Below are 12,289 nucleotides of genomic sequence, written 5' to 3' on the forward strand. Positions count from 1 at the left end.
CAACCGCGCTTGCGGTGGTTTTCGAATTTTCCCGAAAATGGTTGCCGAAATGTTGCGGATAAACACTTAACGAGCCAGGTCAGCCCTTGCGAAACAGCGCATCGGCCGCGTTGCGATGGCTGGAGGCTGCATTTATTTTAGACTCGCATCGGGCGATTTCGCTTTTCAGTTGCTCGATACGTTCCTTGAGTTCGTCGATCGACAGCGGATCCAGATCCTGCCGGACCAGTTGCGACAGCGGGTCGGTGCCACGGAGCGGTAAATTCTCATCCATATCCATGGCGCGAGTGTTGACTGGACCTTCGCCGCTGTCAATATGCCGCCGTTTTCCAGCGACCGGCAAGGGGGAATGGCCGTGGCTCTGCCCGATATGATGACTGCAATCGAAATCTCGACACCGGGCGGGCCCGAAGTGCTGCTGCCTTGCCAAAGGCCGGTTCCTGTTCCCCGCGAGGGTGAAGTGCTGGTCAAGGTTGCCGCTGCTGGCGTGAACCGCCCCGATGTGGTGCAACGCATGGGGCTCTATCCGGCACCACCGGGGGCGAGTGACCTGCCAGGTCTTGAGATTTCGGGCACTGTGGTGGCAATCGGATCAGGTGTTGAGAGCGAGCATCTAGGGCAGAAAGTGTGCGCGCTGGTCGCGGGTGGCGGTTATGCGGAATATAGCATCGCCCGCGCTGATGTTTGCTGGCCTGTGCCGCCAAGCCTGCCGATGGAAGAAGCGGCGGCTATCCCCGAAACGCTGATGACGGTTTGGCACAATGTTTTCGAACGCGGCTATGCGAGAGATGGTGAGACGATATTGGTGCATGGTGGCACCAGCGGGATTGGCACGATGGCGATCAAGCTGGGGAAGCTTTTCGGGCTGGAAGTCATCGTCACCTGCGGTTCGGCTGAAAAGTGCGCAGCGGCGCTGGCCATCGGCGCGGATCATGCGATCGACTATAAGGCGAGCGATTTCGTCGAGGAAGTCGGCAAGATTACCGGCGGCAAGGGCGTGCATCTGGTGCTCGATATGGTCGCCGGAAGCTATGTTCCGCGCAACCTCAAATGTTTGCGCGAAGATGGGCGGCATGTGACCATCGCGGTGCAAGGCGGGCTGGTGGCCGAAATCAACATGGCGCAGGTGATGAGCCGCCGGTTGACGCTGACCGGATCAACGCTGCGTCCGCGGTCCAATGAATTCAAGGGGCTGCTGGCGCAGGAGATTTACGAAAATGTTTGGCCCGATGTCGTCGAAGGGCGGTTGCGCCCCGAAATGGCGCGGTCCTTTCCGCTGGTGGAAGCCGCCGCAGCCCACCGCCTGATGGAAAGCGGCAATTTTGTCGGCAAGATTATCTTGCTCGCGTAACCCAACAAAAAACCCCGGAGTTTCCTCCGGGGTTTGATGTTTGCGCTACCGGCTCAGGTCAGAACCGGAAACCTACCGCAACGCCGTAGGTGCGCGGATCCAGCGTGTAGATATTTGTGAACAGGCCCGATGACGGGTCTGTAATATACTTGCCTGTGATCGCCTGCGAGTTGAACAAGTTCGATACAAATGCCCGCGCATAAAACTTGTCTTCTGGTCCAGAGACAGTCAGCTGTGTGCTGACAATTTCATATGACTTAATACGATCGCGGACTGTATTAAAATTGCTGCCCCATGCATTACCCGTGAAGTACAGGTCTGCACGCGGCGTAATGGTCCAGCCACTGTTGGTTTTAATGTCATACTGAGCGCCAACAGAGAATTTAAAGTTTGGCGAGTTGGCTAGTTCATTACCTTTCAGGTTGCGTTCCACACCGCCAGGCAGGAAGAAGCCACCGCCCGCGCCCGCGTCAAACAGGTAGGTACCTGCGGGAGTATTGGCGCGAATGAAGCTGCCCAATGCGCCGCAAAGTGAGAAGGCACCAAAGGAGTTTGTTCCGGGTACCTGGACTGCAGGCCTGATCAGGCCGCCTCCGGCAACAGCATTGAACCCGTTTACAAGCGCCAGCGTGTTGGCAATGGGAACACTTCCAGCGACAGCGGGAGCAACGACGCAGTTAGCAGCGCTTTGCAGATCCTTGATGATCACCACATCGCTACGTCCATTGGAAGGATTTCGCGTGTCTACTGTATTAAAGTCGGCGATTTCGGTTTTGAGATAGGAAAGGCTGGCATTGACCGTGAATTCCCTTACCGGTCTAACGATTGCTTCCAGTTCGACCCCGTAGATCGTTGCGTTCGTATTGTCATTGAACGATGTGCGGTTGATGATCCGGCTGACTTGAAAGCCATTATATTTGTAATAGAAACCGGTTGCATTGAGCTGCAGATGACCGCCAATGAAGCTGTTTTTGGTCCCGATTTCGAAAGCATCGATAAGCTCTCCGTCGAATGTCAACGGAATGGGCGGGAACAAGTTTGGATCGTAAGGCGGATTAAATCCACCGGGCTTATAACCCCGCGTGTAACTTGCATAAACCAGTGTGTCGTCCGTGAAGGAGACATCAGGTTTCCAGTCAACAACAACGCGTCCCGTTATTTCGTCGAACGTGCCAGATTGTATGGCAAATTCCTGTTGTCCTGGTTTCGAACTGTCTCCGTCGAAGTTTGCCAGTATCGAATTAACGTCGGTCGTTCCATAAGGGACGAGTACGTTTAGGAACGGCTGGCGAGCCCGAATGTATTTTTTGTCATTCGAGTATCTCAGGCCACCCGTCACCTTCAAATTGTCAGCCAAGTCAAAATAGACCTCACCGAACAAACCGTAGGTTTTCAAATGGGCTTTGTCCGTATTGCTGTGAAAGAATGGCGGGGCCAAAGCGTAGTTCAGCGATGGAAGGCCGGCACCCAGCGCTGTGGCGACACCGAGGAACGTTGACATGTAGTCGAAGCCAGAGGCCATGACCGCATAATCATTATTTCGCCCTGTGCTCTCAAGATACAGACCGCCCAACAGGAAGTTGAAAGGACCATCAAAATCAGATGCCAGACGTCCTTCAATCGACCATTGTTTGTTCTTGCCCCCGGAATAATCGAACTCGGTCGTATTATCTGCGCACGATTGCACTCGTCCGCCGATCGAGCCTGCATGCAACGGGTCAAACGCTGAAGCGCAAAGCTGGTTTCCTCGGAATGCACCTGACCTCAATATTGCTTGCGCAATGGGGTTTCCGCCAGCACCGGCGGCCCGCAATGCAACTAGGCCAGGATTATTGGCGAGGCTGCGCGTCGTTGTCAGGTTATAGTCAAGGCTGGATGAATATTCGTTCTCAGAATAGCCACCGGTCAATGTGGCCGTCAGGTCTCCGAAGCTCTGCTCCAGTTCTGCACTGATCGTCAACTGGTCGGATTTCCAGAAGGGCTCGAAGTCAACTGCGACTCGCCGAACATTGGTCGGATTGATCGCCGTATCGTAGGAGTGTCCATCGTCTCCGTAAACACTGCCCAGTCCGAAAGCCGCCAAGGGACCAAATCCTGCGATCGTCAGGAACTCACGGCTTCCCAATGTCCCGACAGCCGTAGAGTCGCCATTGATGACCTGAAAGGCTTCCTGGTCGGGGCGGCAACCGAGAATGGCAGTGACATCCGTAGCGCAAAGCTGTTTCTGGCCACGTGAGCGGTTGCTGTCTTCCTTAAAATACTGGGCCGTTACGGTGAATTTCGTTGAATCGCTGGGTTCCAGCTTGAAGGAACCGCGAACGGAATAATAATCTCGGCCGTCAATGTCATTTCCGGTGTTGAGATTCTTCGTATACCCGTCGCGTTTCAGGTACATGCCAGCCAGCCTGACAGCGGCGATATCGCCGATCGGCACATTGACCATGCCCTTGGCCTGTATCGTGTTATATTTTCCGTAGGAGGCTTCGCCAGCGGCCCCAAATGCGTTCAGATCCGGCTTGGCCGTGATGATGTTGAAAACGCCCGCTGTCGCGTTGCGTCCGAATAGCGTTCCTTGCGGTCCACGCAAAACTTCGAGGCGCTCCAGATCGTAAAACTCGGAATCGAAGATGCGACTGCCGATCAGCGGCATGTCGTTGAAATGGATTGCAACCCCCGCATCGCCGGAGGCCGCAACTACTGGCGAACCAATGCCGCGGATTGTGATATTGGTGCCCGAGAAGTTGCCGTATGTGATCGACGTGCTCGGCAGTGCAAGTTGCAATTCTTGCGGATTGTCGATCTGCTGTCGCTCCAGCGCTTCGGTTGTAAATGCCGATACCGCGATTGGCACATCCTGCAGGCTCTGCGCCTGGCGCTGCGCGGTGACAACGATGTCGTCATTATAGCCGGCGTCTTCATCGGCTTGTGGTGCATCTTGTGCAAAAGCTGGCATTGCCATCGAAACAGCAAGCGCAGTCGCACTGATAAGATGTAGCTTACGCATGGTTCTCTCCCTCCATTAATTGCTACGAGATAGTGATGTAATGAAATCTAATTACGTCTTCGAAGGTCTCCTCAAACCTTTGGCGAAGTGCAGTGTTAAGTGCGCAATTAACGCAGTCAAGCCTTTCCTGCATAGGAATGCAGAGTTTTCCGACGAGTGTCGCACGAATGTCGCTTGCCGTAAGGGCGGCTTTGGCCTAAGCGGCAGGCATGTTCAGGCCGCTCCGGTAAGGGGCGGCCCTATTTATTGGAGAATCAGACATGGCCCAGAACGGACTCGTTCCCCTGATGCCGCACGCGACCGCAGCATGGCTGGTCGACAACACCGCGCTCAGCTTTCAGCAGATTGCCGAGTTTTGCGGTCTGCACATCCTTGAGGTGCAGGCAATGGCTGACGACATGACCGGCACCAAATATACCGGCCGCGATCCGGTTCGCGCTGGCGAGCTTTCGATGGATGAAATCGAGAAAGGCCAGGCCGATCCTGATTATTCGCTCAAAATCAGCAAGGGGCCGGAACAGGTTCGCCGTACCAAGGGTCCGCGCTATACCCCGGTATCGAAGCGTCAGGACAAGCCCGATGGCATCGCCTGGCTGCTGCGCAACCACCCCGAAATTTCGGATGGTGCGATTTGCAAGCTGATCGGCACCACGCGCAACACGATCCAGGCAATCCGTGAACGCAGCCACTGGAACATCAGCGAAATCCAGCCGAAGGATCCGGTAACACTCGGCCTTTGCTCGCAACGTGAGCTCGACTCGATCGTCGCACGCGCTGCCAAGAAAGCCGGCCTTGAAGACAAGGCTGCCGATGACACTCGCTTTGCCGGTGACAAGGAAGCACTGCTTGAGCAGCTTCGCAACGAACGCGACGAAGCCAAGCGGGCTGCAGAAGAAGCGCTGCATGGCGAGGAAGAAGCGCCTGCCGAACTGACGGCGGAAACGCTGTTCAAGAAATCGGGCGAATAATCTCGACTACCTTCCCTAACGTCACCATTGCGATATGGTGACGTATGGGGCAGGCAGTCAGGAATGACTGCCGAAACACTTCCAGCCTATGACATGTCGCTCGCCGATCACGGATTCGAGCCGATCGAGATCAAGGGGCTGACCTATCCGCTGGGCGAGCATGTTCCCGGCTATGGCGAAATCTATCCGCTGGCACCCGACATGGGCTGGACGCGGATGCCGGTGCCCGGCAACCTGAACCATATCAATATCTGGCTGCTCGATGATCGTGACGAGCAGGGCGATGGCTTTGCCATTGCCGATACCGGCCTGTTCATGCCGGTTGTTATAGAGGAATGGAAAAAGCTGCTTGAAGGCGCGCTCGGCCACCGGCGCATGACGCGAATCTTCGTCACCCATTTCCACCCTGATCATGTTGGCTGCGCAGGCTGGCTCGCCAACCGCTGCAAGGTGCAGTTGTGGATGAACCGTACCGAATGGCTGATGGCGCGGATGCTGACCGCAGACCAGCGTGACGAGCCGCCCAAGGAGATTCTCGAGCGGCGTCGTTTCCAAGGCTATAACGAGCAGCAAGTCGAAGATATGCGCCAGCGCGGCTTTGGCGGTTTTGCCCGTGCGGTTTCACAATTGCCCACCGGCCATCGCCGGCTAGAGGATGGCCAGCATGTCCGCATCGGCGGGCGGGTCTGGGAAGCGATGACGGGCGGAGGGCATACGCCCGAGCATACCTGCCTTATCGATCACCATAATGGCGTGATCATCGCCGGTGACCAGATTTTGCCGCGCATCACGAGCAATGTTTCGATCATGGACAGCGAGCCGGATGCCGACCCCTTGGGTGAGTGGCTCGATTCGATTGCCAAGTTCCGGCGCAAGCTGCCCGGCGACATGCTCGTGCTTCCGGCGCATGGTTCGCCATTCCGGGGTGTTCATGTCCGGCTCGACAAGCTTGCCGAGGGGCATCACGACCGACTCGACAAGCTGGAGATTGCTTTGCGTGAAAAGCCGATGCGCGCGGTTGATACCTTTGCGCTGCTTTTCGACCGACCGATTGATGAACATGTATTCGGACTAGCGACGGGGGAATCGCACGCCCACCTTGTACATCTGGTGGCAACAGGCCGTGCAAAGGTGGAGACAATTGACGGTGTAGGCTGGTATAGCGCCGCTTAGAGGAGATTTATGTCCACCAAGACCCCCTGGGTTTCGAATTACCTGCATCCTTCTAAATGGGAGCAGACTTTTCCGCCATTGTCGGTGCATGACATGTTTTTTGGATCTGCCGAGCGGCAAGGCAAGGCCCCAATAGCCGATTTCATGGGGCGTAAGTTCAGCTATACCGAAATGGCGCAGATGGTGCGGCGGTTTGCACGTGGCCTGCAGCTGCAAGGGGTCGGCAAGGGTGATCATGTCGGCCTGTTCCTGCCCAATGTGCCGCATTACATCGCCGCTTATTACGGAGCGCTGGCAGCAGGCGCGACCGTCGTCAACTTCTCACCGCTCTACACCGTCGATGAATTGTCGCATCAGGTGGCAGACAGTGGCACTTCGATTCTGGTCACCGTTTCGGCGGCAGCGCTTTTACCGACGGCGATCAAGGTATTGAACCAATCGAGCCTGAAGCAACTTATCGTCGGCAATGTTGCAGAGGCGTTGCCGCGGCTGAAAGGATTGGCCTACCGGCTGCTGAAACGTTCTGAAACCGCTGACATTCCATCCGATGATCGCATAACGCGTTTTGCCCGCTTCATGTCCAACGATGGTGCGTTCCAGCCCGTGGCATGCAACCCTGAAACCGACATTGCACAACTGCAATATACCGGCGGCACGACTGGAACCCCGAAAGGGGCGATGCTGACACACCAGAATATCAGCGCCAATGCGCGGCAAATCAACCTGCTCGATCCGCATAGCCGCGCAAACAACCCGCAGGAAAATGCTACGGACCGCATCCTTGGGGTGCTGCCATTTTTCCATGTGTTCGCCAACGCGACGGTGCTGAACCGGACGGTCGATAATGGCGGTGAAATCGTCATGCTGCCGCGCTTTGAGGCCAAGGCAGCGCTAGCGGCGATCAACCGGACCAAAGTGACATCGCTTCCGGGTGTCCCGACGATGTACCAGGCGCTGCTCGATAATCCGGCGATCGCGGCAACGGACTTTTCGAGCTTGCGGGGGTGCATATCGGGCGGAGCGCCGCTGGCAGCCGAGCTGAAATCGCGTTTCGAGGAACGGAGCGGATCGGTGGTGATCGAAGGCTACGGCCTCACTGAAAGCTCGGGCGTGATTTCGTGCAATCCCTATGAAGGGCTAAACAAGATTGGCAGTATCGGCCAACCGATACCCGGAACATTCGTACGCCTTGCCGACAAGGAAGATCCGAGCAAGCCTGCCCCCGATGGGGAACCTGGCGAATTGCTCGCAAAAGGGCCGCAGATCATGGCGGGATATTGGAACAAGCCAGTGGCAACGGCAGAAGTGTTTGTCGATGGCTGGCTGCGTACGGGCGATGTGGCAACAATCGACGAGGATGGTTTCATCTTTATCGTCGACCGTCTGAAAGACATGATCGCCGTCGGTGGATTCAAGGTATTTCCAAGTCAGGTAGAGGATATTCTTTACCAGAATCCCTCGGTGAAAGAAGCTTTGGTCATTGGTGTACCCGACCCCTATTCGGGCGAGCGCCCCAAGGCATTCGTCACCTTGAACGAAGGCCATGAAGTGAGCGGCGAGGCGCTTGCCAGCTGGCTCAATCCGCAATTGGGCAAGCATGAACGGGTTTTGGCTGTTGTTGTTCGCGAATCATTGCCCAAGACCATGATCGGAAAGCTTGATCGCAAGGCATTGCGCGCCGAAATTGGCGTGTAAATTCGGGAGGAAATGATGAAGAGTTTGACCGCATGGATGCTCGGCGCGGCGGCGTTGGCGTCTGGCCCTGCATTTGCGCAGGATGGCGCGCCCAAAGCACCCGAGCCAAAACTGATTGTGGCCATCTCGGTCGACCAATTATCGACCGATCTCTTCAATGAATATCGTGACGATTTCAACGGCGGGCTGAAGCGGTTGGCGGGCGGGATTGCCTTTCCCAATGGCTATCAAAGCCATGCCGCTACCGAGACGTGCCCCGGCCACTCGACAATCCTGACGGGAAGTCGCCCGGCACGCACCGGCATCATCGCGAATAGCTGGTTTGATCCTACACAGGCGCGCACCGGGAAAAATGGCAAAGCCGATTATGGTGTCTATTGCTCAGAAGATACCAGCATCGAGGGCAGCAACAGCAGCGATTATACGGTTTCGCCAAAGCTGCTCAAGGTACCCACGCTTGGTGATCGCATGCGCGCTGCGAACCCGGCATCACAGGTGGTTGCGGTTTCGGGCAAGGATCGTGGCGCAGTGATGATGGGTGGGCACAACACCACGCTGACGATGTGGTGGGATGGCAAATCTTTCCGCAGCTATGCCGGTAGCGAAGCGGCAATTCCCAAAGGCGCGGCCTTGGTGAACAGCCGCGCCAAGGCAGCGATCGACAAGCCTGCAGCCGTCAAACTGCCCACCATGTGCGCCAGCCATTCGCGAGGCGTCAGCATTGGTGGCGATGCGAGTGTGGGGACGCTCCAGCAACGCAAGCCCGGAGATGCCCGCGCCTTTCGCGCATCGGGGGAATTCGATTCTTTGACGATGGACCTCGCCTTGGCGGCATTTGGCGAAAAGAAACTTGGCCGGGGTGCCGCAACCGATGTCCTCGCCATCAGCCTGTCCGCCACTGACTATATTGGCCACACATTTGGTACCGCAGGCGCTGAAACCTGTACCCAGATGGCTGCACTTGATGCGACGCTGGGCCGCATGTTTGCGGCGCTCGACAAGAGCAAGGTGCCTTATCTGGTGGTGCTGACTGCCGATCATGGCGGGCATGACCTGCCCGAACGCAACAACATCCAGGGGCTGCCAGCTGCGGAACGCGCGGATATAAAACTGATGCCGCAAGGCGTTGGACCTGCGCTTGCCAAGGCGTTTGACCTGCCCGAGCCGGCCATCATGGGCGACGCGCCATTTGGCGACATGTATCTTTCGACCAAAATCCCGGCGGCCAAGCGGTCCGCGGTGCTCGATGCTGCGCTCAAGCATTATCGCACCCACCCGCAGGTGGAGGCCGTCATCACCAAGGATGAAATTGCCGCTACCCCATCGCCTTCCGGCCCGCCCGAGGATTGGAGCCTGATCCAGCGCGTGCGTGCCAATTTCGATCCTTCGCGTTCGGGCGATTTCTATGTCGCGCTGAAACGTTATGTGACGCCGATTCCTAACACCAGCTTCGGCTATGTCGCCACGCATGGTTCGCCCTGGGGCTATGACCGCCGGGTGCCGATCCTGTTCTGGTGGAAGGGCGTCGCGCCCTACGAACAGCCCAATGGCATCGAAACCGTAGATATTCTGCCGACACTGGCCAGCCTGATCGGGCTGGATGTGCCCAAGGATGAAATCGACGGCCGCTGTGTGGATTTGATGGCTGGTGCAGCGAGCAATTGCAAATAAGGGCATGCGTCGCCCCGGCGAAGGCCGGGGCAGTCAAAAGTTTAAACTGCGCTTGAAGCGTAAACCACCAGCGGCCCCAGTCTTTGCCGGGGCGACCGAATTACTTCACCACAGCCCGCCGTTCCTTCAACCAGCGCTTATGCGTGCTCTCGACTTCGCGCATTGATTGAAACACAGTCATGTCAGGTGATGGGCGTCCGGTTTTTCCCAGCGCGTACAACTGGCTGTAAAACCAATATTGGCAGGCAAAGCTGTCGATTGCCCGCATCGCCTTCCAGCGCTTGAGCCACTGCAGCGACGGCGGAAACAACGCCAGCTCATTCTCTTTGCGCGGCAGCATTTCCATCCCGCCGAGCAGCCTTTTGGCCGCTTCCGGGAAATAGCACATCGGGCGGCCAATGCCGATGACATCGGCGGCACCCTGTTTCAGCGCCTGTTCCATTGCGGAGCGGGTGCGGAAGCCACCGGTGACCATCAACGGCACCTTAACCTCGCTGCGCATTGCCTTGGCGAAATCGACGAAATAGGCCTCGCGTTGCAGGGTCGAGGCGGCAACATTCTGCTCTTCGGGTTCCTCGATGCCTTCCATGCCCAGCAGCTTGGGTTGCTCGTACGTGCCACCCGAAATTTCAATCAGGTCAACGCCCGCATCCTGCAGCCATTTGGCGACCTGCAGGCTATCTTCAAAGGCAAAACCACCCTTCTGGAAATCGGCGCTGTTGAGCTTGACCGAAATCGGGAAGCTGGGACCGACTAACGTGCGCACGGTGTTGACCGTGAATAACAGGATGCGCGCCCGGTTCTCAAGGCTTCCACCCCAGCGATCGTCGCGTAGATTGGCGCGCGGGCTCAAAAATTGCGAAATCAGATAGCCATGGGCGGCGTGGATCTGCACCCCGGTAAAGCCCGTTTCCTTGCACACGCGCGCAGCCGTGCCGAAACGGGCGATGATGTTGAGGATCTCTTCCTCGGTCAGTGCGACCGGTTGGCCGAACTGGCCACCGGGCAGGCCGAGCTTGACAGCAGATGGCGCCTTGGGGTGCGCGTTCACTGCCTTTTGCGTCTGGCGACCGGCATGGCTGATTTGCGCCCAGAAATGGTTGCCGTTGCGGGTTGCCGCCGCCGCCCAGTGTGAAAGCGCGCGCTTGGCATCATCATCAGGCTCGCGATCGATAATGACGTTGCCTGGCCGCTCAAGATGGTCGGCATCGACATGGATGTTGCCCGACAGAAGCATCCCCGAACCACCCTCGCTCCATGCCAGATAGAGCCGGTCGAGTTCACCGGTCGCGCGGCCATAAATATCGGCGAGCCCTTCGGTCATCGCGGCTTTGGAGATGCGGTTGGGAAGTGTCGCGCCACAGGGCAGCGTCAAGGGTTCAGCGAGTAGGGATGCCATGGTTGCGGTTACTCGCCTGCCTTGGGTGCTGGTTCGGTCGTCGGTGGTGCAGCGGGCTTGTCTGTAGAGGCCTTTTCATCGGCCTTCGGCGTTGCTGCGGCTGGTGCAGCACTTGCTTCAACGGGCGCCATTTCGGTCACCTCGTCGGTCGGGATCATCTCGTCACTGATCGTGCCCTCTACGCTGTCGATATCGTCCATACGGGTTTCGGTAACCTTGCTGTCGGCATCATTGCCGCCACAGGCCGAAAGCGCGGGAAGGGCAATTGCCAGTAAGATCAGGACGCGACGCATGTTATCCTCTCAATTTGTTTCAGCTTTGACCGCTAGGTTGCAAGAGCCACCCGCTTTTGCAAGCGCGTTCAGGAATTCGGGCAAAGTCGCCTCCAGTGCGGCATCGAAATCGGCAAGGCTGGCGGTGATACCCAGGTCGGCCAGGCTGGTGACCGGATATTCGGCGATACCGCACGGTACGATGCCGCCGAAATGGGAAAGGTCGGGCGCGACGTTGACGGCAAAGCCATGCGCGGTCACCCAGCGGCGCACACGCACGCCGATAGCCCCTATTTTCGCTTCCTGCCCTGATCTGGTATCGCACCAGATGCCGATACGCCCTTCGGCACGCCGCGCGTCTACGCCAAAACGGGCGAGCGCATTTATCACCCAGCCTTCGATGGCATGGACATAGCAGCGCACATCCTTGCAGCGCTTGGCAAGGTCGAGCATCACATAGCCAACGCGTTGGCCCGGCCCATGATAGGTATAGCGCCCGCCACGCCCGGTATCGTAAACCGGGAATTGTTGGCTCAACAGCTCGGCGGGGTCGGCACTGGTGCCTCCGGTGTAGAGCGGAGGATGTTCAAGCAGCCATATCAACTCGCGCTCGCTGCCTTCATGGATGGCCGCCTGCCGCGCCTCCATCCGGGCGAGCGCTTCCGGATAGGGCACATGCCCTTCGGAAACGTCCCAATCTATGTCGCCAATGGCTTTCATTGCGCGGCCTTAGCGCCTCACAGCGGCGCTTGCCAG

10 protein-coding genes are annotated in these 12,289 nt (G+C 57.5%); 5 read left to right on the forward strand and 5 right to left on the reverse strand.

Features of this window, described 5'->3' with window-relative positions:
- Positions 1 to 79 precede the first annotated feature (79 nt).
- The gene (locus DXH95_RS01735) at positions 80 to 280 is read right to left on the reverse strand and encodes a DUF1192 domain-containing protein (protein ID WP_115549341.1); all 201 of its coding nucleotides are present in this window, start codon (positions 278 to 280) and stop codon (positions 80 to 82) included.
- 69 nt (positions 281 to 349) lie between these two features.
- Between DXH95_RS01735 and DXH95_RS01740 the strand changes: the two genes are divergently transcribed.
- Positions 350 to 1,351: an NAD(P)H-quinone oxidoreductase gene (locus DXH95_RS01740; protein ID WP_115547742.1), complete on the forward strand. Its 1,002-nt coding sequence runs from the start codon at positions 350 to 352 to the stop codon at positions 1,349 to 1,351.
- Positions 1,352 to 1,409: 58 nt separating this feature from the next.
- Here DXH95_RS01740 and DXH95_RS01745 read toward each other — a convergent pair whose 3' ends face one another.
- Positions 1,410 to 4,355 carry a TonB-dependent receptor gene (locus DXH95_RS01745; protein ID WP_115547743.1) on the reverse strand — a complete coding sequence of 982 codons (2,946 nt, stop codon included), beginning with the start codon at positions 4,353 to 4,355 and terminating at the stop codon, positions 1,410 to 1,412.
- A gap of 287 nt (positions 4,356 to 4,642) precedes the next feature.
- On the opposite strand from DXH95_RS01745, the gene DXH95_RS01750 reads away from it, so the two are divergent.
- From DXH95_RS01750 to DXH95_RS01765, 4 genes are all read left to right on the forward strand, one after another.
- Positions 4,643 to 5,323, forward strand: a complete 681-nt coding sequence (locus DXH95_RS01750) for a DUF1013 domain-containing protein (RefSeq protein ID WP_420822281.1) — start codon at positions 4,643 to 4,645, stop codon at positions 5,321 to 5,323.
- A gap of 63 nt (positions 5,324 to 5,386) precedes the next feature.
- Positions 5,387 to 6,496 carry an MBL fold metallo-hydrolase gene (locus tag DXH95_RS01755; RefSeq protein ID WP_115547745.1) on the forward strand — a complete coding sequence of 370 codons (1,110 nt, stop codon included), beginning with the start codon at positions 5,387 to 5,389 and terminating at the stop codon, positions 6,494 to 6,496.
- Positions 6,497 to 6,505: 9 nt separating this feature from the next.
- Positions 6,506 to 8,191 carry an AMP-binding protein gene (locus DXH95_RS01760; RefSeq protein WP_115547746.1) on the forward strand — a complete coding sequence of 562 codons (1,686 nt, stop codon included), beginning with the start codon at positions 6,506 to 6,508 and terminating at the stop codon, positions 8,189 to 8,191.
- A 12-nt stretch (positions 8,192 to 8,203) separates the two neighbouring features.
- Positions 8,204 to 9,862, forward strand: coding sequence for an alkaline phosphatase family protein (locus DXH95_RS01765; RefSeq protein ID WP_115547747.1), 1,659 nt, complete (start codon positions 8,204 to 8,206; stop codon positions 9,860 to 9,862).
- A gap of 100 nt (positions 9,863 to 9,962) precedes the next feature.
- Here the strand turns inward: DXH95_RS01765 and DXH95_RS01770 are convergent, their stop codons facing one another.
- The 3 genes from DXH95_RS01770 to lipB are packed head-to-tail and all read right to left on the reverse strand — an operon-like array spanning position 9,963 to position 12,253.
- A complete protein-coding gene (locus tag DXH95_RS01770) occupies positions 9,963 to 11,261 on the reverse strand; it encodes an NADH:flavin oxidoreductase/NADH oxidase family protein (RefSeq protein WP_115547748.1) in 1,299 nt (432 codons plus the stop codon).
- An 8-nt stretch (positions 11,262 to 11,269) separates the two neighbouring features.
- Positions 11,270 to 11,554, reverse strand: a complete 285-nt coding sequence (locus DXH95_RS01775; RefSeq protein ID WP_115547749.1) for a hypothetical protein — start codon at positions 11,552 to 11,554, stop codon at positions 11,270 to 11,272.
- Positions 11,555 to 11,563: 9 nt separating this feature from the next.
- Positions 11,564 to 12,253, reverse strand: coding sequence for a lipoyl(octanoyl) transferase LipB (gene lipB / locus DXH95_RS01780; protein ID WP_115547750.1), 690 nt, complete (start codon positions 12,251 to 12,253; stop codon positions 11,564 to 11,566).
- Positions 12,254 to 12,289: the final 36 nt, after the last annotated feature.

The sequence above is a fragment of the Sphingorhabdus pulchriflava genome, assembly GCF_003367235.1.
Classification (GTDB): Bacteria; Pseudomonadota; Alphaproteobacteria; order Sphingomonadales; family Sphingomonadaceae; genus Sphingorhabdus_B; species Sphingorhabdus_B pulchriflava.

What these genes read in the sequence shown, in the direction of transcription:
- DXH95_RS01760 (WP_115547746.1), top strand. Translation starts at nt 6,506, where the DNA reads ATGTCCACCAAGACCCCCTGGGTTTCGAATTACCTGCATCCTTCTAAA.
- DXH95_RS01770 (WP_115547748.1), bottom strand. Translation starts at nt 11,261, where the DNA reads ATGGCATCCCTACTCGCTGAACCCTTGACGCTGCCCTGTGGCGCGACA.
- DXH95_RS01735 (WP_115549341.1), bottom strand. Translation starts at nt 280, where the DNA reads ATGGATATGGATGAGAATTTACCGCTCCGTGGCACCGACCCGCTGTCG.
- DXH95_RS01775 (WP_115547749.1), bottom strand. Translation starts at nt 11,554, where the DNA reads ATGCGTCGCGTCCTGATCTTACTGGCAATTGCCCTTCCCGCGCTTTCG.
- lipB (WP_115547750.1), bottom strand. Translation starts at nt 12,253, where the DNA reads ATGAAAGCCATTGGCGACATAGATTGGGACGTTTCCGAAGGGCATGTG.
- DXH95_RS01750 (WP_420822281.1), top strand. Translation starts at nt 4,643, where the DNA reads ATGCCGCACGCGACCGCAGCATGGCTGGTCGACAACACCGCGCTCAGC.
- DXH95_RS01755 (WP_115547745.1), top strand. Translation starts at nt 5,387, where the DNA reads ATGACTGCCGAAACACTTCCAGCCTATGACATGTCGCTCGCCGATCAC.
- DXH95_RS01765 (WP_115547747.1), top strand. Translation starts at nt 8,204, where the DNA reads ATGATGAAGAGTTTGACCGCATGGATGCTCGGCGCGGCGGCGTTGGCG.
- DXH95_RS01745 (WP_115547743.1), bottom strand. Translation starts at nt 4,355, where the DNA reads ATGCGTAAGCTACATCTTATCAGTGCGACTGCGCTTGCTGTTTCGATG.
- DXH95_RS01740 (WP_115547742.1), top strand. Translation starts at nt 350, where the DNA reads ATGGCCGTGGCTCTGCCCGATATGATGACTGCAATCGAAATCTCGACA.